21 protein-coding genes are annotated in these 21,453 nt (G+C 71.2%); 12 read left to right on the top strand and 9 right to left on the bottom strand.

Features of this window, described 5'->3' with window-relative positions; genetic code table 11:
* Positions 1–2: 2 nt before the first annotated feature.
* The 3 genes from ACSQ11_RS00685 to ACSQ11_RS00675 all read right to left on the bottom strand — a co-directional run bounded on the left by ACSQ11_RS00685 (position 3) and on the right by ACSQ11_RS00675 (position 2,551).
* Positions 3–584: a DUF1003 domain-containing protein gene (locus ACSQ11_RS00685; protein ID WP_436002090.1), complete on the bottom strand. Its 582-nt coding sequence runs from the start codon at positions 582–584 to the stop codon at positions 3–5.
* Entirely contained in the window at positions 577–1,875 is a 1,299-nt protein-coding gene (locus tag ACSQ11_RS00680) for a magnesium transporter MgtE N-terminal domain-containing protein (protein ID WP_436002088.1), read from the bottom strand. The genes ACSQ11_RS00685 and ACSQ11_RS00680 overlap by 8 nt, the downstream gene beginning before the upstream one ends.
* 139 nt (positions 1,876–2,014) lie before the next feature.
* Entirely contained in the window at positions 2,015–2,551 is a 537-nt protein-coding gene (locus ACSQ11_RS00675) for a hypothetical protein (protein WP_436002086.1), read from the bottom strand.
* Positions 2,552–2,605: 54 nt separating this feature from the next.
* Between ACSQ11_RS00675 and ACSQ11_RS00670 the strand changes: the two genes are divergently transcribed.
* The 3 genes from ACSQ11_RS00670 (at position 2,606) to ACSQ11_RS00660 (ending at position 5,386) form a co-directional block, all read left to right on the top strand.
* Complete coding sequence (locus tag ACSQ11_RS00670) at positions 2,606–3,712, top strand: HpcH/HpaI aldolase/citrate lyase family protein (protein ID WP_436002084.1); 1,107 nt, start codon at positions 2,606–2,608, stop codon at positions 3,710–3,712.
* Entirely contained in the window at positions 3,712–4,584 is an 873-nt protein-coding gene (locus tag ACSQ11_RS00665; protein ID WP_436002082.1) for an HpcH/HpaI aldolase/citrate lyase family protein, read from the top strand. The genes ACSQ11_RS00670 and ACSQ11_RS00665 overlap by 1 nt, the downstream gene beginning before the upstream one ends.
* An 85-nt stretch (positions 4,585–4,669) precedes the next feature.
* Positions 4,670–5,386 (top strand): L,D-transpeptidase family protein, encoded by a 717-nt coding sequence (locus ACSQ11_RS00660; protein ID WP_436002080.1) that lies wholly within the window; start codon positions 4,670–4,672, stop codon positions 5,384–5,386.
* 39 nt (positions 5,387–5,425) lie between these two features.
* Here ACSQ11_RS00660 and ACSQ11_RS00655 read toward each other — a convergent pair whose 3' ends face one another.
* Positions 5,426–6,277: a serine protein kinase RIO gene (locus ACSQ11_RS00655; RefSeq protein ID WP_436002078.1), complete on the bottom strand. Its 852-nt coding sequence runs from the start codon at positions 6,275–6,277 to the stop codon at positions 5,426–5,428.
* A gap of 342 nt (positions 6,278–6,619) precedes the next feature.
* Here ACSQ11_RS00655 and ACSQ11_RS00650 point away from each other — a divergent pair, with 342 nt between their 5' ends.
* The 3 genes from ACSQ11_RS00650 (at position 6,620) to ACSQ11_RS00640 (ending at position 9,352) form a co-directional block, all read left to right on the top strand.
* A complete protein-coding gene (locus tag ACSQ11_RS00650; RefSeq protein ID WP_436002076.1) occupies positions 6,620–7,834 on the top strand; it encodes an acyl-CoA dehydrogenase family protein in 1,215 nt (404 codons plus the stop codon).
* Positions 7,835–7,962: 128 nt separating this feature from the next.
* Positions 7,963–8,547, top strand: coding sequence for a general stress protein (locus ACSQ11_RS00645; protein WP_436002074.1), 585 nt, complete (start codon positions 7,963–7,965; stop codon positions 8,545–8,547).
* Positions 8,548–8,602: 55 nt separating this feature from the next.
* Positions 8,603–9,352 (top strand): PIG-L deacetylase family protein, encoded by a 750-nt coding sequence (locus ACSQ11_RS00640; RefSeq protein WP_436002071.1) that lies wholly within the window; start codon positions 8,603–8,605, stop codon positions 9,350–9,352.
* A gap of 79 nt (positions 9,353–9,431) precedes the next feature.
* On the opposite strand, the gene ACSQ11_RS00635 is transcribed toward ACSQ11_RS00640, so the two are convergent.
* Positions 9,432–10,925, bottom strand: coding sequence for an aminopeptidase P family protein (locus ACSQ11_RS00635; RefSeq protein ID WP_436002069.1), 1,494 nt, complete (start codon positions 10,923–10,925; stop codon positions 9,432–9,434).
* A gap of 18 nt (positions 10,926–10,943) precedes the next feature.
* Between ACSQ11_RS00635 and ACSQ11_RS00630 the strand changes: the two genes are divergently transcribed.
* Positions 10,944–11,978, top strand: coding sequence for a DUF2332 domain-containing protein (locus ACSQ11_RS00630; RefSeq protein WP_436002067.1), 1,035 nt, complete (start codon positions 10,944–10,946; stop codon positions 11,976–11,978).
* Positions 11,979–12,048: 70 nt separating this feature from the next.
* On the opposite strand, the gene ACSQ11_RS00625 is transcribed toward ACSQ11_RS00630, so the two are convergent.
* Positions 12,049–13,767: a glycerol-3-phosphate dehydrogenase/oxidase gene (locus ACSQ11_RS00625; RefSeq protein ID WP_436002065.1), complete on the bottom strand. Its 1,719-nt coding sequence runs from the start codon at positions 13,765–13,767 to the stop codon at positions 12,049–12,051.
* Between the two features lie 28 nt (positions 13,768–13,795).
* Here ACSQ11_RS00625 and ACSQ11_RS00620 point away from each other — a divergent pair, with 28 nt between their 5' ends.
* Positions 13,796–14,683, top strand: coding sequence for a serine hydrolase (locus tag ACSQ11_RS00620; RefSeq protein ID WP_436002063.1), 888 nt, complete (start codon positions 13,796–13,798; stop codon positions 14,681–14,683).
* A gap of 21 nt (positions 14,684–14,704) precedes the next feature.
* On the opposite strand, the gene glpK is transcribed toward ACSQ11_RS00620, so the two are convergent.
* Positions 14,705–16,219: a glycerol kinase GlpK gene (gene glpK / locus ACSQ11_RS00615; protein WP_436002061.1), complete on the bottom strand. Its 1,515-nt coding sequence runs from the start codon at positions 16,217–16,219 to the stop codon at positions 14,705–14,707.
* Positions 16,220–16,276: 57 nt separating this feature from the next.
* Between glpK and ACSQ11_RS00610 the strand changes: the two genes are divergently transcribed.
* Entirely contained in the window at positions 16,277–16,933 is a 657-nt protein-coding gene (locus ACSQ11_RS00610; protein ID WP_436002059.1) for an MOSC domain-containing protein, read from the top strand.
* Positions 16,934–16,985: 52 nt separating this feature from the next.
* Here ACSQ11_RS00610 and ACSQ11_RS00605 read toward each other — a convergent pair whose 3' ends face one another.
* Both ACSQ11_RS00605 and ACSQ11_RS00600 read right to left on the bottom strand, forming a co-directional pair.
* A complete protein-coding gene (locus ACSQ11_RS00605) occupies positions 16,986–17,225 on the bottom strand; it encodes an acyl-CoA carboxylase epsilon subunit (protein WP_436002057.1) in 240 nt (79 codons plus the stop codon).
* Positions 17,225–18,865 (bottom strand): acyl-CoA carboxylase subunit beta, encoded by a 1,641-nt coding sequence (locus ACSQ11_RS00600; RefSeq protein ID WP_436002055.1) that lies wholly within the window; start codon positions 18,863–18,865, stop codon positions 17,225–17,227. Before ACSQ11_RS00600 ends, ACSQ11_RS00605 begins: the two co-directional genes overlap by 1 nt.
* Positions 18,866–18,889: 24 nt before the next feature.
* Here ACSQ11_RS00600 and ACSQ11_RS00595 point away from each other — a divergent pair, with 24 nt between their 5' ends.
* From ACSQ11_RS00595 to ACSQ11_RS00585, 3 genes are read left to right on the top strand one after another with little or no spacing between them, the layout of a single operon-like run.
* Entirely contained in the window at positions 18,890–19,651 is a 762-nt protein-coding gene (locus ACSQ11_RS00595) for a biotin--[acetyl-CoA-carboxylase] ligase (RefSeq protein ID WP_436002053.1), read from the top strand.
* A 27-nt stretch (positions 19,652–19,678) separates the two neighbouring features.
* Positions 19,679–20,746, top strand: coding sequence for an adenylate/guanylate cyclase domain-containing protein (locus ACSQ11_RS00590; protein ID WP_436002051.1), 1,068 nt, complete (start codon positions 19,679–19,681; stop codon positions 20,744–20,746).
* 28 nt (positions 20,747–20,774) lie between these two features.
* Positions 20,775–21,452 (top strand): response regulator transcription factor, encoded by a 678-nt coding sequence (locus ACSQ11_RS00585; RefSeq protein WP_147061865.1) that lies wholly within the window; start codon positions 20,775–20,777, stop codon positions 21,450–21,452.
* Position 21,453 lies beyond the last annotated feature (1 nt).

Below are 21,453 nucleotides of genomic sequence, written 5' to 3'. Positions count from 1 at the left end.
TGCTAGGTCGCGCGGTGCGATCCACCCTCATCGGTCCGGCCGTCGGCGGTGTCTGACGCGTCACTGTCCTCGGGTGCGACCCGGCCGATGACGAGGCCGCGCTCCTCCATCTCGTCGATGAGGTCGCGCAGCTCGCCGCGGACGAAGTCACGGGTGGCGTTGTCGCGCATCGCGATGCGCAGCGCGGCGACCTCGCGGGTGAGGAACTCGGTGTCGGCGAGGTTGCGCTCGTCGCGGGTGCGGTCCTGCTCGAGCATGACCCGGTCACGGTCCGCCTGGCGGTTCTGCGCGAGGAGGATGAGCGGGGCGGCATACGACGCCTGGAGGCTGAGCATGAGCGTGAGGAAGATGAACGGGTACTCGTCGAAGCGCCAGTCGTGCGGCGCGAGGAGGTTCCAGACGACCCACGCGAGCACGAAGATCGTCATGCCGATGAGGAAGTAGGCGGTCCCCATGTAGCGGGCGAACTTCTCGGAGAGGACGCCGAAGGCCTCCTCGGTGAGTGCCTCGGGTCGGCTGAGGAACTGGCGGCGGGCCTCTCGCGGCTGGTCGAGGCGTGGTGCCCGGTCGCGGCGCTCAGCCATGCGGGACCACCTCGTGCGAGCCCGTGACCTCGTGGCGGTCCTCGCGCCAGTCGTCGGGCAGGAGGTGGTCGAGGACGTCGTCGACGGTGACGGCCCCGACGAGCAGACCGTTGTCGTCGACCACAGGCAGGGCGACGAGGTCGTAGGTCGCGAGCATGCGCGTCACCTGCCCCGTCGTCGCGTCGGTCGTCACCGGCTCGACGTCCTTGTCGAGGATGGTGCCGATCGAGGCGTGCGGGGGTTCGCGCAGCAGGCGCTGGATGTGCACCATGCCGAGGAACTTGCCGGTCGGCGTCTCGAGCGGCGGGCGGCAGACGAAGACGGTGCACGCCATCGTCGTGGACAGCTCCTTGCGGCGCACGACTGCCAGCGCCTCGGCGATCGACGCGTCGGGGCCGAGGATGACCGGCTCGGTCGTCATGAGACCACCGGCGGTGTTCTCGTCGTAGGTGAGCAGGCGGCGCAGGTCCGCGGCCTCGTCGGGCTCCATGAGCTCGAGGAGCTCCTCCTGGCGTGCCGTCGGCAGCTCGGCGAGGAGGTCGGCGGCGTCGTCGGGCTCCATCGCCTCGAGCACGTCCGCGACGCGGTCGTTGCCGAGGCCGGCGATGATCTCGACCTGCTCCTCCTCGGGCAGCTCCTCGAGGACGTCGGCGAGCTGGTCGTCGGCGAGGGCGGCGGCGACCTCGGCCCGGCGCTTGGCCGGCAGGTCGTGGATGGCCTCGGCGAGGTCGGCCGGCTTGAGGTCCTCGTAGTGCTCGAGCAGACGGGCGGCGCTCTGCACGTCGGCGGTGTCGCGCAGGCCGGTGACGTCCTCGATGGGCACGACGAACGTCTCGCCCCGGCGGCGACCCAGGCGGGTGAGGGAGCTGCGGGCCGAGGCGCGGCGGACGAACGCGCGGGTCACCGACCAGCTGCGGGCATGGTTCTGCTCGAGCCCGATGTCCTCGACCGTCGCCTCGACGAGCTCGCCGCCCTCGTCGCGCACCGTGACCCGGCGCTCGATGAGCTCGGCGAGGACGAGCGTCTCGTTGGGGCGCTGCTCGAAGCGGCGCATGTTGACCAGGCCGGTGGTGATGACCTGACCACCGTCGACCGACGTGACACGGGTCATCGGCACGAAGACCCGGCGGCGGCCGGGAACCTCGACGACGAGGCCGATGACGCGGGGCCTCGTGCGCTGGGCGCTGAAGGTCACGACGACGTCGCGAACGCGACCGACGGGGTCGCCCAAGGGGTCGAAGACGGCGAGCTCGGCCAGTCTGCCGACGAAGACGCGGGTGCTCGTGCTCACACCGGACAGGCTAGTCGGGTCGACCTCCCCGCCCGCGCAGGGCGGGCGACCCGCCGCGGGGGGCGGGTTCGGCTCACGTCGCCTGATGACCCCGACCGGGCGAACAGGGAGAGACCCACCTCGGGCGGGACAGGTGGCGTCAGCGGGGGGAGCGGCCGCGCCAGTGCCACGGACGCCAGCCCGCCGTGGTGCCCCGCGCGGGGGTCACGGTGACGCGGCCGTGCTCCGCGGCATACGAGCCGGGTGCCTCGTCGGGTCGTCCGTGAGGGGTGAGGACGTGGATGACGCAGCCCTCTCGCCAGCGCGCCACGACGTCGCCGGTCGCGTTGAGGCGCTCGGCCCGCAGCACCTCGGCCGCCTGCTCCCACTCCGGCGTCGACGGGTCGAGCTCACGGGCGCTCGCGCGCAGGGACAGCAGCCGCGCGCCGCTGTCCTTGCTGCGGAAGACGACGCCGACCTCGTCCGGCAGGTGCGGGAGGCTCTGCTCGCCGATGCCCGAGACGACGTATGCCGCAGGGCCGGATCCGCGGGGGTCCTCGTCGTCGTGCCACACGAACCACACGGCGCGGGCACCCTTGTCGGGCACCTCGATCCACATCACGCCGGACTTGCTCGCCGCCTCGGCGAGCAGACGCGTCACGTTGACGGGGGAGGGTGTCTCCGGGGAGCCGCTCACGGCGTGAACTGTCTCATAACGCACCGCGCCCCCGCACTGCTAGCGTCCGGCACCATGCGCTCACCCAAGGACTTCTTCGGCCCTCTCGCGGTCGGCGCCCCGGCGCCGGTGCGTGAGGTCCCCGCCCGCCCCAGCCGGATGATCCACTTCTTCGACCCGAGCAACGAGAAGATGGCCGCGAAGGTCCCGGGGATGGTCGGCACCGTCGACGTCCTCCTCGGCAACCTCGAGGACGCGGTCAAGGCCGACCGCAAGGAGGCCGCCCGTCAGGGCCTCGTCGACATCGCGAAGGCCACCGACTTCGGTGACAGCACCCAGCTCTGGACGCGCATCAACAGCCTCGACAGCCCGTGGGTCCTCGACGACCTCATCACCCTCGTCACCGAGATCGGCGACAGGCTCGACGTCATCATGGTGCCCAAGGTCCAGGGACCCGAGGACATCCACTACGTCGACCGGATCCTCGCCCAGCTCGAGGCCCGAGCCGGTCTCAGCCGGCCGATCCTCGTGCACGCGATCCTCGAGACGGCCCGCGGAATGGCCAACGTCGAGGCCATCGCCGGCGCCTCCCCGCGCATGCAGGGGATCAGCCTCGGGCCGGCCGACCTCGCCGCCGACCGCCGGATGAAGACGACCCGCGTCGGGGGAGGCCACCCGGGCTACCTCGTCCGCCAGGACCCGGCGACCGACCTCGGTGAGGGCGTCGATCCGGTGACCGCGCAGCGGGCGACCTACCAGCAGGATCTCTGGCACTACACGATCGCGCGGATGGTCGACGCCTGCGCGATGCACGGGATCTTCCCGTACTACGGCCCGTTCGGGGACATCAAGGACGTCGTGGCCTGCGAGGACCAGTTCCGCAACGCCTTCCTCCTCGGCTGCGTCGGGACGTGGTCCCTGCACCCGGTCCAGGTCGACATCGCCAAGCGCGTCTTCAGCCCGTCCGCGGAGGACGTGGCCCACGCGCGCCGCGTCAAGGAGGCCATGGGTGACGGCACCGGCGCCGTGATGCTCGACGGCAAGATGGAGGATGACGCCTCGCTCAAGCAGTGCCTCGTCATCCTCGAGCTCGCGGAGCGCCTCAGCGCGAACGACCCGGAGCTCGCCAGCCTGTATGCCGTCGACGCACCAGCCGCCGCACGCGAGGGTGAGGCGTCCTGATGGGGGAGCCGACGGCATACGTGCCTCGTCGTTCGGTCCTCTACATGCCGAGCTCGAACGAGCGGGCCCTCGAGAAGGCCAAGACGCTGCCGGTCGACGCGCTCATCCTCGACCTCGAGGACGCCGTCGCACCGGACGCCAAGGAGTCCGCACGTGAGAACGCCTGTGCCGCGGCGGCCTCGGGTGACTACGGTGACCGTGAGGTGACGATCCGCATCAACGGCATCGGCACCCGGTGGCACGACGCCGACCTCACCGCTGCGGCCGAGGCCGGCCCCGCGGGTGTCGTCGTGCCCAAGGTCGGGTCGGCCGACCAGGTCCGCTCGCTCGTGGCGGCGCTGGAGGCGGCCGGTGCTCCGGAGCACACGATGCTCTGGGCGATGATCGAGACGCCGGAGGCCATCTTCAACGTGCGCGACATCGCCTCCGCCTCGCCCCGGCTCGCCGTCCTCGTCATGGGGACCAACGACCTGGTCAAGGAGCTTCGCGCCGACCACGTGCCCGGGCGCGGACCGCTCATCACGTCGCTCCAGCTGTCGCTGCTCGCCGCGCGTGAGTCGGGGATCGCGATCCTCGACGGCGTCTACAACGACGTCAAGGACGCCGAGGGCTTCGAGGCCGAGTGCGTCCAGGGCCGCGACTTCGGCTTCGACGGCAAGACCCTGATCCACCCGGGACAGGTCGAGGTGTGCAACACGACCTTCGCACCGAGCGAGGCGGCCGTCGCGGATGCGCGCGGCATCCTCGAGGCGTGGGAGGCCGGGGCCGGCAGCGGCGTCGTCACCCACAAGGGGCGGATGATCGAGAACCTCCACGTCGACATCGCCCAGCGCGTCCTCGCCACCCATGACGTGATCGCCGGTCGGCGGTAGGCTTCGCCCCATTCCCCGCGCAGCGCCCTGGTCGGGTCGCCGTGCGTCCGAGCGGACACCGGGGACTCGTGAAAGCAGGGGAATGATGGAGCTGACTGGTCAGCAGGTGTCGCGGCGGGCGGCGCTCCTGGGCGGAGCGGGAGCCTCGGTGCTCGGCGCCAGCGCCCTCGCCATGCCGGAGGCCGGTGCCATGCCGCTGCCCGAGCGCACGGTGAGGTACGGCGACTCCGGTCCGGTCGTCGCCAACCTCCAGCACCGTCTCAACGCGCTGGGCTACTGGTGCGGTACCGCCAACGGCAGCTACGGCCACGTCACCCAGCAGGCGGTGTGGGCCGTGCAGAAGGCCGCCGGCCTCAAGCGGGACAGCGTCGTCGGAACGGCCACCTGGAACGCGCTGCGCGCGGGTGTCCGGCCCCGCCCCAAGACCACCTCGGGCTCGGCCATCGAGGTCAACATCGGGCGCCAGCTGCTCATGGTCGTGAGCAACGGCAAGCTCCTCTACACCCTCAACACGAGCACGGGGAGCGGCGAGCGCTACTACTCCGGCGGCTCGTGGAAGACCGCTCGCACGCCCACCGGCAGCTACAAGATCTACTACCGGTGGGCCAACGGCTGGCAGAACGGCCGGCTCGGCAACATGTGGCGCCCGACCTACTGGAAGGGCGACTTCGCCGTCCACGGCTCGTCCTCCATCCCGCCCTACCCCGCCTCGCACGGCTGCTGCCGCGTGAGCACGGCGGCCCAGGACATGATGTGGGCCAAGGGCTGGGTCAACATGGGCCGCAAGGTCTGGGTCTACTGACGCCGTGACGCCCTGACGCACGGGTCACTGACCCGCGCGTCACCACGTCGACCCGGCCGCCATCGACGCGGCGTCGCCGAACACGAGGTCGGCGTCGACGTCGAGCCCGCGCCGGACGAACCAGTCGCACATCGTGCGGACGTCGCGCTCGAGGAACTCGAACCCGTGCGGGTTGCCGACGACGTCGACGATCTGCGGCCAGTCGATGACGACGAGCCGGTCGTCGTGCACGAGCACGTTGTAGGGCGAGAGGTCGCCGTGCGCCCAGCCCTCCTGCGCGAGAGTGAGGACGACGTGCCGGAACTGCTCGAACAGCTCGGCGAGCAGCTCGGGTGACGGCTTCGTCTGGACGAGCCGCGGTGCTGCGGTGCGCCCGGTGCCGATGAACTCCATGAGCATCTCGGCCTCGTTGAGCTGGACCGGGTAGGGCACGGGCAGCCCGAGCTCCCACAGCCGTGCGAGCGCGTCGAACTCGGCCGCCGCCCACTGGCCCGCGATCATCGCGCGACCGAACTCCGTGCGTCGCGCCATCGCCCGCATCTCGCGGCTCTTGCGGACCCGGCGGCCCTCGAGGTAGCCGCTGTCGCGGTGGAAGAGCCGGTTCTCGCTGCCGCGGTAGCGCTTGGCCGCGAGGAGGCTGTCGACGGCCGGCTCGTCGGTGCCGTCGGGCAGCCACCGTCGCAGGAGGTGGACGTCCGCCTCCTTGCCCGTCTTGAGGACCCCGAGGTCCGTCTCGACGGCGGCGAGGGCGGTGATGACCCAGTCGGGTCGGGGCTTCGGCCCGTGCATGGCGCCGTCCCAGGAGGACCAGCGCTCACCCTCGGGCGGGGTGTCAGGGCAGGTGTTGCTCGCGAAGAGAGGCGACTCGGTCGCGGTCTCGTGAAAGGTCATTCGTGGACTCCGAGGTGTGAAGGATGTGGGCGTGGGAACGGCCCAGGACAGTCGTGGACATGTCGCGCCTCCTCTTGTCTCGGTTCGGGTCGGGGCTCCGCAGCAGTGCTATGCCGTGCAGCCGGGTCCCAGCGTGACACCCCGTCCCTGCCCCGCGCCACCGACTTATTGCGACTTTGCAGAGTTGCGAAGGCAGCGAGCGACTCTGCAAAGTCGCAATAAGTCGCACCACGTCGGAGTGGGGAGGTGGGGGGGATCACGCGCGCTGCGGGTTCAGCGTGAGGTGGGCGGACGGCATACTCACAAAGGTCTCTCCCGTCCCCATGAACAGGTGGCTCACACATGTCCCGGCTCCAGCGCACCGACGGCCTCACCGACGAGCAGAGCGAGCTCATCAAGCTCGTGCGGCAGTTCGTCGAGGAGCAGATCATCCCGGTCGCGCAGGACCTCGAGCACGCCGACGAGTACCCGACGGAGATCGTCGAGGGGATGAAGGAGATGGGGATCTTCGGGCTGATGATCCCCGAGGAGTACGGCGGTCTGGGCGAGTCCCTGCTGACCTACGCGCTGTGCGTCGAGGAGATCGCGCGCGGCTGGATGTCGGTGAGCGGCATCATCAACACCCACTTCATCGTGGCCTACATGCTGCTCCAGCACGGGACCGAGGAGCAGAAGCAGCGCTACCTGCCGCGGATGGCCACGGGCGAGGTCCGTGGCGCGTTCTCCATGTCGGAGCCGGGTCTCGGGTCCGACGTGGCCGCGATCAAGTCCAAAGCGGTCGCCGGCGAGGGTGAGGGCGAGGACCAGAAGTGGACCGTCAACGCGCAGAAGATGTGGCTCACCAACGGCGGTTCGTCCAACCTCGTCGCCGTGCTCGTCAAGACCGACCTGGGCGAGAGCGACAGCCCCTACAAGAACATGACGACCTTCCTCGTCGAGAAGGAACCAGGCTTCGGGCAGACCGCCCAGGGCGTCACCGTCCCCGGCAAGATCGAGAAGATGGGCTACAAGGGCGTCGACACGACCGAGCTCGTCCTCGAGGGCCACGAGACGACGTCCGCGCAGATCCTCGGCGGGGTTCCCGGCAAGGGCTTCTACCAGATGATGGACGGCGTCGAGGTCGGCCGCGTCAACGTCGCGGCACGCGCATGTGGGTTGTCTCGCAGGGCTTTCGAGCTCGGCATCGCCTACGCGCAGCAGCGCGAGACGTTCGGCAAGCAGATCGCGCAGCACCAGGCGATCATGTTCCGCCTCGCCGACATGGCGACCAAGGTCGAGGCCGCCCACCAGATGATGGTCAAGGCCGCGCGGCTCAAGGACAAGGGCGAGCGCAACGACCTCGAGGCGGGGATGGCGAAGTACCTCGCCGCGGAGTACTGCGCCGACGTCGTCGAGCAGTCCTTCCGGATCCACGGTGGCTACGGCTACTCCAAGGAGTATGAGATCGAGCGCCTCTACCGTGAGGCCCCGATGCTGCTCATCGGCGAGGGCACCGCGGAGATCCAGAAGATGATCATCGGCCGCCGCCTCCTCGAGGAGTACGCGCTCAAGCGCTGACCGACTTCACCGCGTCCGTAACGGTGGTCGGGTTCTCGACCGGGGTTGCGGACGTGTGGACAGGGTTGCTCGTATGCCGGTCAGCGGGCTCCCAGCCGCCGTCCAGCCCGGAATGCGACCATGGGGGCATGAGCACCCAACCGACGCGCGGACTGGGTCCCGCAGCGGCCCAGAAGCTGATGTCCCTCGACTACCCGATGTCCCTCGGTGTCCACGACACGTACGCCTCGGCCCAGAAGGCCGTCGACTACCTCTCGGACCACGAGTTCCCCGTCGAGGACGTCCTCATCGTCGGCACCGACCTCAAGCAGCTCGAGCGGGTCACCGGCCGGCTGACGCGTGGCCGCATCCTCCTCGGCGGCGTCCTGTCCGGTGCGTGGCTCGGTCTGCTCATCGGCATGATCTTCGCGCTGTTCGACACGAGCGGGTTCGCGTGGACGTCGGTGCTCATGACGGTCGTCTTCGGCGCCGTGTTCGGCGCGATCTGGGCCTTCGTCGGCTACTCGCTCACCGGTGGCCAGCGCGACTTCACCTCGGTGACCCAGGTCGTGGCCACGAAGTACGAGGTGCTCACCGAGCACAAGCACGCGGCCCGCGGCCGTGAGCTCATCGCGCAGATGGACCCGATGGCGGCGGCTCAGGCGGAGGCGCAGCGGCTCCAGGAGCAGGCCCGCCGCACCGACCCGACCACCGGTCCCGCGTCGACGCACTGACCGCGTCTCGACGAACCCGCGTCGGTGGCTCACGCCCGGGTCTAGCCTGAGCGACATGTCCGCCCCAGCGTTCGGCCCTCCGCTGCAGGAGATGCCCGAGGAGTTCTCGTCCGTCCTGTGCGTCGTCGCCCACCCCGACGACATCGAGTACGGCACGGCGGCCGCGGTCGCGAAGTGGACCGAGGCCGGCAAGACCGTGACCTACTTCCTGCTCACCCGGGGTGAGGCAGGGATCGACACCATGGCGCCGGAGGAGGCCGCGACCGTCCGTGAGGCGGAGGAACGTGCCAGCGCCGCCGTCGTCGGTGTCACCGAGGTGGACTTCGGCGACCACCACGACGGCGTCGTCGAGTACGGCCTCGCCCTGCGCCGCGACATCGCCCGCGAGATCCGCCGCAGGCGACCCGACCTCGTCATCACCGGCGACTACGGCGACCGGTTCGTCGCCGGCATGCTCAACCAGGCCGACCACCGCGCTGTCGGGCTGGCGACGGTCGACGCGGTCGCCGACGCCGGCAACCGCTGGATCTTCCCCGAGCTCGTCGACGAGGGCTTCGAGCCATGGAACGTCAAGATCCTCGCGTTCGCCGGCCCCTCGAAGCCGACGCACTACGTCGACGTCTCTGACCGCGTCGAGGTGGCGGTCACCTCGCTCGAGGCGCACACGGCATACAACTCGGCACTGCCGGACGACTTCCCCAAGCCGGACGCGCTCGTGCCGATGATCCTCGAGATGGGCGCTCAGGCCGCACAGGCCGACGGCGTGACCCACGCCCTCGTGCTGGACGTCGTCAACCGCCGCTGACCCACACGCACGACTGATTGCCCCACGGTGCAGCTGCTCGCTGCGCTCGCCGCTGCACCGTGGGGCAATCAGTCGTGCGTCAGGCGTTCTCCTCGCGGATGTCCGCGATCCAGGCCTCGACGGCGGCGCTGCTGCGCGGCATCGCGGCCGAGAGGTTCTCGTTGCCGTCGGCGGTGATGACGATGTCGTCCTCGATCCGCACGCCGATGCCGCGGAAGCGCTCGGGCACCTTGAGGTCGTCGGCCTTGAAGTAGAGCCCGGGCTCGACGGTGAGGACCATGCCCGGCTGGAGCTCGGCGTCCATGTACTCGGCGCGGGTGGCCAGGGCGCAGTCGTGGACGTCGAGGCCGAGGTGGTGCGAGGTGCCGTGGACCATCCAGCGACGGTGGTACTGGCCGTGCTCGGTGTCGAGGGTGTCCTCGACCGAGACACCCTCGGGCAGCAGCCCCCACGCGTGGAGGTGCTCGGCGATGACCCGGATGGCGGCGGCGTGGATGTCGGAGAACTTCGCTCCCGGCTTGGCCGCGGCGATCCCGGCCTCCTGCGCGGCGTACACGGCGTCGTAGATCTCGCGCTGCGCGTCGGTGAAGGTGCCGCTCACGGGCAGCGTGCGGGTGATGTCGGCGGTGAAGAGCGAGTCGACCTCGACACCGGCGTCGAGCAGGACGAGGTCGCCCTCGGCGACGTCGCCGGTGTTCTTGATCCAGTGCAGCGTGTTGGCGTGGTCGCCGGACGCGGCGATCGAGTCGTAGCCGACGCCGTTGCCCTGGTGGCGGGCGTGCAGGCCGAAGACACCCTCGATCCAGCGCTCGCCGCGGCCGAGCTCAGCCGCGGTCTCGAGCTCGGCGATGACGGCCTCGAAGCCGACGTGCGTGGCGGCGACGGCCTCACGCATCTGCTCGATCTCCCACTCGTCCTTGGTGAGGCGCAGGACGGACAGGGCGTGGGCGAGCGCGTCGTCGTGCTCGGCGAGCGACTCGTGCTCGGCGCCGTTCTCGACCCGGGACTCGTCGAGCGACGCGGTGAGCTCGCGGTCGGCGTCGCGGACGACGCGCACCGTGACCTGCCCCGCGTCCTTGGCTACGGCCGCCTCGAACTCGTCGATGTGGCGGGCGGTGAGGCCGAGCTCGAGCTCGATGTCGGCCAGGCTCGGACGGGCGCCGACCCAGAACTCGCCGTAGCGGGCGTCGGCGAAGAACTCGTCGCTGTCACGCTCACCGAGCGGTCGGAAGTACAGGACGGCCTCGTGGCCGTCGGCGGTCGGCTCGAGCACGAGGACGGCGTCCGGCTCGCGGTCGGCGCCGAGGCCGGTGAGGTGGGCGAACGCGGTGTGCGGGCGGAAGACGTAGTCGGTGTCGTTGCTGCGCACCTTGAGCCCGCCGGCCGGCACGACGACCCGGTCACCCGGGAAGGCGGCGCTGACGTCCTCGCGGCGGGCCGCGGCATACGGGGCGGCGGGGGACTGCCCGGTCGCCTGCGGGCGGCGCTCGGCCCAGTCCTCACGGACGAACCCGCGGAACTCCTCGGTCGTTGGACGGGCCCGGTTCTCTGCCTGCTTCTGCTCTTCGCTCACCGCCCTATGGTGGCACGCGTGAGTGCCTACGACGGAGCCACCGTGGTCGAGCGGATGCGCAACCACTGGGGTGGCGACACCGACCACCTCTACGGCGTGCTCGTGCGCCAGCTCGCCGACGACGCCGACCGCGGGGGTGTCGTGCGCGAGATCCTGCGTGGTCGCGAGGACGCCCCGCCGGGCGACATGCTCCAGCTGCGCCTCCTCGCCGGCATCCACCGGATCGTGCTGCGGGGCGACGCTCCCGAGCTCGCGCGCTTCTACCCGTCCGTGGGTGGGACGGCGGACCGGTATGCCGTGTGGCCGGCGGTGGAGCCCGTCCTGCGTGCGCACGTCGCCGAGCTCCGCGACGCCCTCGACGTGGCGCCCCAGACCAACGAGGTGGGGCGGTCGGTGGCGCTGCTCGCGGGGCTGTCGGAGGCGGTGCGCCGGACCGGACTGGCCAAGGTGCGGCTGCTCGAGCCGGGCGCCTCGGCGGGCCTCAACCTCCTCGTGGATCGGTTCCGGTTCGTCGGCGACGGGTGGTCGGCCGGGCCGTCGGATGCGCACCTCGTGCTGGACGGCTGCGAGGCACCGGGCTTCTCGCCGGCGACCTTCGAGGTCGTCGAGCGGCGTGGGTGCGACCTCGACCCGTTCGAGGCGACGACGGACGAGGGTGCGGCCTACCTCCGCTCGTTCGTCTGGCCGCACATGCCCGAGCGCGACGGTCGGCTCGTCGCGGCGCTCGCCACGCTGCGCGAGACCCCGGTGGCCGTCGACCGTGCGGGCGCCGCCGAGTGGGTCCGGGCGCGGCTGGCCGAGTCGGCCGACGACGACGTGCTCACCGTCGTGTGGCACTCGATCACGCGACAGTACTGGCCGCCGCAGGAGTACGCCGCGATGCTCGCCGCGATCGACGAGGCACGACCTCGTATGCCGGTCGCGCGCGTCGCGCTCGAGGACCCGGACCCGCTGCCGACGCAGGGGTCGTGGCGGCCGCAGGTCGAGGTCGACGACGACGTCATCGGCTGGTGCACCCACCACGGCCCGCCACTCGAGCTCGTCCCGAGCTGAGCACCGCGACTTCTTGCCCTGCTGGGACAGTTCGCTGGCGCTCGCCGTCCCAGCAGGGCAAGAAGTCGAGTCAGAGGGCGCCGTCGGGGGCGAGGCGGCGGACCTGGTCCGCGCTCTCGTCGTCGGGCATCGTCTGGCTCGACATCTCCGCCTCGACCCGGCGGTGGTAGATGTCGATCTCGTTCGCCACCCGCGCTGCGTCCCAGCCGAGGATCGGTGCGGCGAGCGCCGCGGCGTGCGGGGCTGCGGTGAGGCCCCGGTCACGCGCCTCGATCGAGATGCGGGTCCGGCGGGTGAGGATGTCGGTGAGGTGCATGGCGCCCTCGGTCGCGGCGGCATAGACGATCTCCGCCTTGAGGTGCGTCTCGCCGCCGGGCAAGAGCTCGCCGAGCTCGGGGCGGGCGTTGACGAGCGCGATGATCTCCTTGGTGAGCGTGCCGTAGCGCTCGAGCAGCGTCTCGACGTGCTCCTGGTCGATGCCGGCCGACCGGGCGAGGATCTGGGGGCGCTCGCTCAGCCACTCCCAGCCGACGGCCCCGGCGAGCGGCACCTTGTCGGTCGAGGAAGGTGCCACCTCGGCGCCGAGGTCCTTCACGGCCTCGTCGACGGCGTCCTTGGCCATGATCCGGTAGGTCGTGTACTTGCCGCCGGCCACGAGGGTCAGGCCCGGAACCGGTGTGGCGACGACGTGCTCGCGCGACAGCTTGGTCGTCTCGTCGTCCTCGTCGCCCGAGATCAGCGGGCGCAGGCCGGCATACACACCGTCGATGTCGTCGCGCGTCAGGGGAGTGACGAGGACCGAGTTGACCGTGTCGAGGAGGTAGTCGATGTCTGCCGACGTCGCGGCCGGGTGCGCCTTGTCGAGCGTCCAGTCGGTGTCGGTCGTGCCGATGATCCAGTGCTCGTCCCACGGGATGATGAAGAGCACGGACTTCTCGGTGCGCAGGATGACGCCGGTCTCGGACGTGATCCGGTCGCGCGGCACGACGAGGTGGATGCCCTTGCTCGAGCGCACCTTGAGCGGTCCGTCCTCGCCGAGCATCTGCTGGATCTCGTCGGTCCAGACGCCTGCCGCCGCGACGACCCGGCGGGCATGGATGTCGAACTCCTCGCCCGTGGCGTTGTCGCGTGCCCGGACCCCGACGACGCGCTCACCGTCGTCGGAGCGGAGCAGGCTCACGGCGGCGACCCGGTTGACGACGTGGGCGCCGTGCTGGGCCGCGGTGCGGGCGAGCTCGAGGACGAAGCGGGCGTCGTCGACCTGGGCGTCGTGGTACTGGATCGCGCCGGTGAGAGCGTCGGGTCGCAGGCTCGGCATGAGGCGCAGTGCGGCCTTCTTGCCGAGGTGGCGGTGCCGGGGCAGGCCCGCGGTCTGGCGCACCCCGAACGCGAGCCCGTCGTAGAGCGCGATGCCGGACCCGACGTAGAAGCGCTCCCACGCGGGCTTGCTCAGCGGGTACATGAAGGGGACGGGTCGCACGAGGTGCGGCGCGATGGTCGTGAGGAGCAGCCGGCGCTCCTGGAGCGCCTCGTGGACGAGACCGAAGTCGAGCATCTCGAGGTAGCGCAGGCCGCCGTGGATGAGCTTGCTCGAGCGCGAACTCGTGCCGCTGGCGTAGTCGCGCGCCTCGATGAGGCCTGTCGACAGCCCGCGGGTGACGGCGTCGAGCGCGACTCCGCAGCCGACGACACCCCCACCGACGACGAGCACGTCGAGCTCCTCACCGGAGCGGAGCCGCTCGAGGGTGGATGTCCGTGCCGCGGGGGAGAGGGTCACGGAAACGAGCATATGTCGCGGTCTCGCCTACGCTCCTGTCATGCCCGACCCCCGCCCGCTGAGCCGTCGACTCCTCGTCGGGTCCGCCCTCGCCGGTGCCGCCGTCGGTGTCCCGGCCTGGCTCGCCGCCGGTCCGTCGGCGCGCGCCACGGCCACGCGCCCCGCCCGGCCCACCGTTGCGACCCTCGACCGCGCGGCGCTGACGGCTGCGCTGGACGCCCACCGGGCCGAGCGTGGCGGGACGATGGGCCTCGCCGTCCACGACCTGCGCACCGGGGGCCGCTTCACGTGGCGTGAGTACGAGAACGAGACGCTGAGCACGGTCAAGGTGCTCATCCTCATGGCCTGCCTCAAGAAGGTGCAGGACACGGGTGAGCCGTTCACGCAGGCCCGCCACTCGCAGGCGCGCCGGATGATCCAGGCGAGCGACAACGCCGCCACCGACGCGCTGCTCGCGTGGGTCGAGACGTCCAACGTGCAGCGCGTCGCCCAGCAGCTCGGGCTCACCTCGACGACGGTGCGCGGTGGCGGCCCGGCCGGTGGCGACACGTGGTGGGGCTACAGCACCTCGACCCCCTCGGACCTCGTCAAGGCCGTGGACGCCATGGTCACCGGCACACCGGTCATCCACGGCGGCCACCGCGCCTACATCCGCCACCTCATGGCGGGCGTGGTCCCGGACCAGCGGTGGGGTGTCGCCGACCCGCCGCTGCCCTCGAGCGCCTACACCGAGACGAAGAACGGGTGGGGCCCTCTGCCCGACGGCTACCGGCTCAACTCGATCGGCCGGGTCCTCGGCAACGGCCGCAGCCACACGATGGCGATCCTCACCCGCAGCCCCGAGGGCTTCCGCTACGGCAAGCAGACGATCAACGGGCTCTCGAAGATCGTCTACGACGCCCTCGCGCAGCCGCTCGCGCCGGAGTAGCCCGCCCGGCCGAGGGGTGCGTCAGTCGACGTCGACCCAGTCGAGCGTGCGCTCGACCGCCTTGCGCCACCCGGCGTACCCGTCACGCCGCTGCTCGTCCGACCACTGCGGCTCCCACCGCTGCGCCTCGGCCCACTTGGACCTCAGCTCGTCGTTCCCGGACCAGAACCCGGTCGCCAGCCCCGCGGCATACGCCGCTCCGAGGGCGGTCGTCTCGGCGACCACCGGCTTGCTCACGGGCACGCCGAGGACGTCGGCCTGGAGCTGCATGCAGAGCCGGTTGGCGGTGACGCCGCCGTCGACCCGGAGCGTCTCGATGCGGACGCCGGAGTCGGCGGTCATCGCGTCGGCGACGTCGCGGCTCTGGTAGCAGATCGCCTCGAGGGTGGCCCGCGCCAGGTGCGCGTTGGTGTTGAAGCGCGAGAGCCCGACGATGGCGCCGCGCGCGTCGCTGCGCCAGTAGGGCGCGAACAGCCCGCTGAACGCCGGCACGAAGTAGACGCCGCCCGTGTCGTCGACCTGGGCCGCGAGGCCCTCGATCTCGGAGGCGCCGGAGATGATGCCGAGCTGGTCGCGCAGCCACTGCACCGCGCTGCCGGTGACGGCGATCGACCCTTCGAGGGCGTAGACCGGTGCGGCAGAACCGAACTGGTAGGCGACCGTCGTGAGCAGGCCGTTCTCGCTGCGGACGAGCTCGGTGCCGGTGTTGAGCAGGAGGAAGTTGCCGGTGCCGTAGGTGTTCTTGGCCTCGCCCGGCTCGAAGCAGACCTGACCGACCGTGGCCGCCTGCTGGTCGCCGAGGACGCCGGTGATCGGCACCTTCGCGGTCCCTCGCTCCCCCGACGTCGTCCCGTATGCCGTGTCGTCACTGCTCGCATGGATCTCCGGGAGCATCGCGCGCGGGATGCCGAAGAAGCCGAGCAGCTCGTCGTCCCAGTCGAGCGTCGTGAGGTCCATGAGCATCGTGCGGCTGGCGTTGGTGACGTCGGTGGCGTGGATGCCGCCGCGGGGGCCGCCGGTGAGGTTCCAGACGAGCCACGTGTCGGCGGTGCCGAACAGCGCGTCGCCGCGCTCGGCCGCCTCGCGGACACCGTCGACGTTCTCGAGGATCCACTGGACCTTGCCCGCCGAGAAGTAGGTCGCCGGTGGCAGCCCCGCCTTGTGCCGGATCGTCTGCCCGCGCTCGTCGGAGTCGAGGGCCTTGGCGATGGAGTCGGTGCGCGTGTCCTGCCAGACGATGGCGTTGTGGAACGGGCGGCCGGTGCGGCGGTCCCAGACGATCGCGGTCTCGCGCTGGTTGGTGATGCCGATGGCGGCGAGGTCGGTGCCGGACAGCCCGGCCCTGGTCAGCGCGCTGCCGATGACGGTCTGCGTCCGATCCCAGATCTCGAGCGGGTTGTGCTCGACCCAGCCGGCGCGCGGGAGCACCTGCTCGTGCTCGAGCTGGTGGCGCGCGACCTCGGCGCCGTCGTGGTCGAAGACCATGAACCGGGTGCTCGTCGTGCCCTGGTCGACCGCGCCGATGAAGTCCGCCATGCCGCCAGAGCCTAGAGGGAGGACGCCCCTCGCGAGGGCCTGCCTAGGATGCGATGCATGGCAGCACGGGTGCACTCGGTCAACGTCGGAGCGCCGAGGGACGGGATCATCAAGCGCCCCACCGGTATCGACAAGCGCCCCGTCGACGAGATCCATGTCGCGGACCCGGGACCCAAGGGCTCCGGGGGCAGCGGTGTCGCTGGCGACGCGGTGATGAACCGCAAGCACCACGGAGGGACCGAGCAGGCGGTCTACGCCTTCTCGCGCGAGGAGCTCGACTGGTGGGGCGTCGACCTCGGCCGCGAGCTGGCGCCGGGGACGTTCGGCGAGAACCTCACCACGGCCGGGTTCGACGTCGACGGCTCGCTCGTCGGGGAGCAGTGGCGCATCGGGTCCTCGGTCGTCCTCACCGTGACGGGGCCTCGGGTGCCGTGCGCGACGTTCTCGGCGCACATGGGGGAGCGCGGCTGGGTCAAGGCGTTCACGGCCCGTGGCCGCACCGGGGCCTACCTGTCCGTGACCCAGGCCGGCACGATCCTCCCCGGGGACGAGATCCAGGTGGCGTGGCGTCCCGGGCACGGGATCACGGTGCCGATGGCCTTCCGCGCCTGGATGGGCGACCGCGAGATCGCCCAGGCGCTCCTCGACACCCGCGCCCTGGGTCCGGCGGGGCACGCCGAGCTCGAGGGCAAGCTCGCGCGCCGCACGCGCTAGGCCGCCCAGCGGCATACCCGATCCGGTTCGCGAACCGGGTCGTGCGGGTGGGTCAGCCGCGCAGGGAGCGCGACCAGGCGCCCGGACCCGGTGCCACCGGGCGCCGGACCATGGCCGCCGGTGCCGACCACGGCGAGGTGGGCCGCGCCGGCGCCTGCCCGCCCGCCCCTCCGGAGGCGGCCGACAGGACGGCCACGAGCGCGGCGACCTGCTCTGGGGTGGCGTCGCCGATCACCTCGATGCGCTGTGCCGCACCGGCTTCGGACGTCTCGACCTGCTCGGAATCGACCATCAGAGGGGGATGTTCCCGTGCTTCTTGGGCGGGAGGGTCTCGCGCTTGGTGCGCAGCGCCCGCAGCGCCTTGGTGACGTTCATCCGGGTGTTCGACGGGGTGATGACCGTGTCGACGTAGCCGCGCTCGGCGGCGACGTAGGGGTTGGCCAGCGTGTCCTCGTACTCGGCGATGAACTTCTGGCGGGTGGCGTCGACGTCGCCGCCCTGCTCGGCCGCCGCCGCGAGCTGCTTGCGGTAGAGGATGTTGACTGCGCCCTGCGCACCCATGACGGCGATCTGGGCGGTCGGCCAGGCGAGGTTGATGTCGGCGCCGAGGTGCTTGGACCCCATGACGTCGTAGGCGCCGCCGTAGGCCTTGCGGGTGATGACGGTGACGAGCGGGACGGTGGCCTCGGCGTAGGCGTAGATGAGCTTGGCGCCGCGACGGATGATGCCGTCCCACTCCTGGTCGGTGCCCGGGAGGAAGCCGGGCACGTCGACGAACGTGAGGATCGGCACGTTGAACGCGTCGCAGGTCCGCACGAAGCGGGCGGCCTTCTCGGACGCGTCGATGTCGAGGGTGCCGGCGAACTGCATGGGGTTGTTGGCGACGACACCGACCGAGCGGCCCTCGATCCGGGCGAAGCCGATGACGATGTTGGGCGCGAAGAGCGGGGAGACCTCGAGGAAGTCGCCGTCGTCGACCACGGCCTCGATGACCTGGTGCATGTCGTAGGGCTGGTTGGGGCTGTCCGGGATGATCGTGTCGAGGAAGCGGTCCTCGTCGGTGATCTCGAGCGACAGCTCGTCGTCGCCGAACGACGGCGGCTCCTCCATGTTGTTGGAGGGAAGGTAGGACAGCAGCGCCTTGACGTACTCGACGGCGTCCTCCTCGTCGGTGCCCATGTAGTGCGCGACACCGGACTTGGAGTTGTGCGTCCGCGCGCCGCCGAGCTCCTCGAAGCCCACGTCCTCACCGGTGACGGTCTTGATGACGTCGGGTCCGGTGATGAACATGTGCGAGGTCTGGTCGACCATGACGGTGAAGTCGGTGACGGCGGGGGAGTACACCGCGCCGCCGGCGCACGGGCCCATGATGAGCGAGATCTGCGGGATGACACCCGAGGCGTGGACGTTGCGGCGGAAGATCTCGCCGTAGAGCCCGAGCGAGACCACGCCCTCCTGGATGCGGGCGCCACCGGAGTCGTTGAGGCCGACGACGGGGCAGCCGACCTTCATCGCGAAGTCCATGACCTTGGTGATCTTCTCGCCGAAGACCTCACCGAGGGAGCCACCGAAGACCGTGAAGTCCTGTGCGAAGACCGCGACCGTGCGCCCGTCGACCGTGCCGTAGCCGGTGACGACGCCGTCGCCGTAGGGCCGGTTCGCGTCCTGGCCGAAGGCCACCGAGCGGTGCCGGGCGTACTTGTCCATCTCGACGAACGAGCCTTCGTCGAGCAGCATCTCGAGGCGCTCGCGGGCGGTCTTCTTGCCGCGCGCGTGTTGCTTCTCGATCGCCCGCTCGGAGCCGGCGTGGGCCACCTCGCCGACGCGCCGTTTGAGGTCAGCGAGCTTGCCGGCGGTGGTGTGGATGTCGATGCCCGTGTCCGCGGCGGGGAGGTCGGTACCGCCGGTGGGCTGGGTGTCGGTCTGCGCCATGGAGGCGACTCTAGCCTTGACCCCGTGACCCTTCCTGCCGCCCGACTGCCGATGGATGCGTCCCTCATCACACCGGGCCCGCCGTGGCTCCCCGCGGACGTGCGCGACAGCGTCGGGTCGACCAACGCCGAGCTCGCCACGGACCCGCGTCCGTGGCGGGTCGTCACCGCGGAGGAACAGACGCAGGGCCGTGGCCGGCTCGACCGCGCGTGGACGACGACGCCGGGCACGAGCATCGCGGCGAGCGTCCTCGTGCCCCGTCCGGCCCGGGCGCCGCTGGGCTGGGTGCCCCTCGTCGTCGGGCTCGCGCTGCGCGAGGCGCTCACCTCCACGACCGGGGTCGAGATCGCCCTCAAGTGGCCCAACGACCTGCTCGTCCCGGCCGACGGCGACCGCAAGGTCGCGGGCATCCTCGCCGAGCTCACCCCGTCGGGCGTCGTCGTCGGCACGGGCGTCAACATCGACCAGGAGCGCGCCGACCTCCCCGTCGACACGGCGACCTCGCTCCGTCTCGCCGGCGCGCCGGGAGTGAGCCGCGAAGCCGTGCTCACGGCATACCTGCGCTCTCTCGCAACGCTTCTGGGCAACCTCGATGCGGACCCGTATGCCGTCCGCGACGCCTACGTGGCCGCGTGCGCCACCGTGGGGCGCCGGGTCCGGGTGCACCTGCAGGGGTCGGACCTCACCGGGTGGGCCACCGGCGTCGACGCAGACGGCAGACTGTCCCTGACGACGGAGTCCGGCACCCTCGCGGTGGCCGCGGGTGACGTCGTCCACGTCCGGTGAGTCCCGCCATCCCCGAGGAGGTTGCCCGTGCCTGAGCAGTTCGGGCAGTCCGGCGACCTCGAGGCCGAGATCGAGGAGCGGCTGCTGGGCCGGCGGGCCACGATGGGCCGGCGCGAGATCAGCCGCGAGGCCTCGGTGTCGGTGCAGTCCGCCCGCAAGCTCTGGCACGCGCTCGGCTTCCAGATCGTCGACGACGAGGAGGTGATGTTCACCGAGGCCGACCTCGAGGCGCTCATCCGGGTCTCGGACCTCGTGCGCGACAACGACCTCGACGAGGACCTCGCGCTGTCCATGGCCCGTGCCTTCGCCCGCACCTCCGACCGACTCGCCGTGTGGCAGACCCAGCTCGTCGCGGAGTACCTCACGCCCGCCGGCCAGGAGGCCGAGATCGGCGAGAAGGATGCCCGCGCCGTCCCGGACCGCACCGTCGCCGAGGCCGCCGCGGCCCAGCTCGCCGGCCTCGTCGACCAGCTCGAGCCGCTCATGGTCTATGTCTGGCGCCGTCACCTCACGTCGGCGATCACCCGCATGCTCGAGGACGCCCGCGACACCGACCACGACCCCAGCGCCCCGCTGCGGGTCGTCGGGTTCGCCGACCTCGTGGCGTTCACCTCGCTCGTGCGCCGGATGACCGAGCGTCAGCTCGGCACGCTGGTCCAGAGGTTCGAGGAGCTGGCGAGCGACGTCGTGACGACCCACGGCGGCCGGATCATCAAGACCGTGGGCGACGAGGTCCTCTTCGTCCACGTCGACGCCGACGCGGCCGCTGCCATCGGGCTCGACCTCGTCGACTCCATGGCCGAGGACCCGCTCCTGCCCGACGTCCGGGTGGGGATGGCCTCGGGCAAGGTCATCAGCCGGCTCGGTGACGTCTTCGGCACCACGGTCAACCGGGCGAGCCGGCTCACGGCCGTCACCCCGCCGGGCCGGGTCTTCGTCGACGACGAGGTGGCGCGGGCCCTCGGCGCCCTGTCCGGCTTCTCGATGACCGAGCAGCGGTCCCGCCACCTCAGGGGGATCGGGGCCGTGACGCCCTTCGAGCTGGCCCGCTCCACGGGGGCGCGGCGCGCGCGACCCTGGGAGCACCACGCGTGAACCCCCGTCCCACCACTACAGTCGCCGCATGACCCGAGTGCTGCTCGCCGAGGACGACCCGGCGATCTCCGAACCCCTGGCCCGGGCCCTGCGACGTGAGGGCTACGACGTCGACGTCCGCGCCGACGGCCGCGAGGCCCTCGAGGCCGCGCGCGACAACCCCGACCTCGTCGTCCTCGACCTCGGCCTGCCCACGATGGACGGTCTGGAGGTCTGTCGCCGGCTGCGGGGCGAGGGCTACACCGTGCCCGTGCTCGTCCTCACCGCCCGGGCCGACGAGGTCGACACCGTCGTCGGGCTCGACGCCGGGGCCGACGACTACGTCACCAAGCCCTTCCGGCTCGCCGAGCTCCTGGCCAGGGCCCGGGCGCTGCTGCGCCGCGGCATCCCCGAGGCCCCCGTCACCGGCGACGTCGACGTCCGCGTCGACACCGAGTCGCGGCGCGTCTTCCTCCACGGCGAGGAGATCCAGCTCACCGCCAAGGAGTACGAGCTGCTCCGGGTGCTCGCCCGCAACCAGGGCAAGGTCATCTCCCGCGAGCAGCTCATGCGCGAGGTCTGGGAGACCGCCTGGTACGGCTCGACCAAGACCCTCGACATGCACATCTCCGTGCTGCGCAAGAAGCTCGGTGACGACGCGATGCAGCCCCGCTACATCACGACGATCCGGGGCGTCGGCTTCCGGTTCGACCCAGCGGGGGAATGAC

Source organism: Knoellia sp. LjRoot47 (genome assembly GCF_964253435.1).
In the GTDB taxonomy this organism is placed as follows: domain Bacteria; phylum Actinomycetota; class Actinomycetes; order Actinomycetales; family Dermatophilaceae; genus Knoellia.
Note: the sequence above shows the minus strand (reverse complement) of the source record. Positions and strands in the feature narration are given on the sequence as shown.

Coding starts and splice junctions, on each gene's coding strand:
- ACSQ11_RS00685 (WP_436002090.1), bottom strand. CDS start 584: ATGGCTGAGCGCCGCGACCGGGCACCACGCCTCGACCAGCCGCGAGAG.
- ACSQ11_RS00670 (WP_436002084.1), top strand. CDS start 2,606: ATGCGCTCACCCAAGGACTTCTTCGGCCCTCTCGCGGTCGGCGCCCCG.
- ACSQ11_RS00665 (WP_436002082.1), top strand. CDS start 3,712: ATGGGGGAGCCGACGGCATACGTGCCTCGTCGTTCGGTCCTCTACATG.
- ACSQ11_RS00660 (WP_436002080.1), top strand. CDS start 4,670: ATGGAGCTGACTGGTCAGCAGGTGTCGCGGCGGGCGGCGCTCCTGGGC.
- ACSQ11_RS00655 (WP_436002078.1), bottom strand. CDS start 6,277: ATGACCTTTCACGAGACCGCGACCGAGTCGCCTCTCTTCGCGAGCAAC.
- ACSQ11_RS00650 (WP_436002076.1), top strand. CDS start 6,620: ATGTCCCGGCTCCAGCGCACCGACGGCCTCACCGACGAGCAGAGCGAG.
- ACSQ11_RS00645 (WP_436002074.1), top strand. CDS start 7,963: ATGAGCACCCAACCGACGCGCGGACTGGGTCCCGCAGCGGCCCAGAAG.
- ACSQ11_RS00640 (WP_436002071.1), top strand. CDS start 8,603: ATGTCCGCCCCAGCGTTCGGCCCTCCGCTGCAGGAGATGCCCGAGGAG.
- ACSQ11_RS00625 (WP_436002065.1), bottom strand. CDS start 13,767: ATGCTCGTTTCCGTGACCCTCTCCCCCGCGGCACGGACATCCACCCTC.
- ACSQ11_RS00620 (WP_436002063.1), top strand. CDS start 13,796: ATGCCCGACCCCCGCCCGCTGAGCCGTCGACTCCTCGTCGGGTCCGCC.
- glpK (WP_436002061.1), bottom strand. CDS start 16,219: ATGGCGGACTTCATCGGCGCGGTCGACCAGGGCACGACGAGCACCCGG.
- ACSQ11_RS00610 (WP_436002059.1), top strand. CDS start 16,277: ATGGCAGCACGGGTGCACTCGGTCAACGTCGGAGCGCCGAGGGACGGG.
- ACSQ11_RS00605 (WP_436002057.1), bottom strand. CDS start 17,225: ATGGTCGATTCCGAGCAGGTCGAGACGTCCGAAGCCGGTGCGGCACAG.
- ACSQ11_RS00600 (WP_436002055.1), bottom strand. CDS start 18,865: ATGGCGCAGACCGACACCCAGCCCACCGGCGGTACCGACCTCCCCGCC.
- ACSQ11_RS00585 (WP_147061865.1), top strand. CDS start 20,775: ATGACCCGAGTGCTGCTCGCCGAGGACGACCCGGCGATCTCCGAACCC.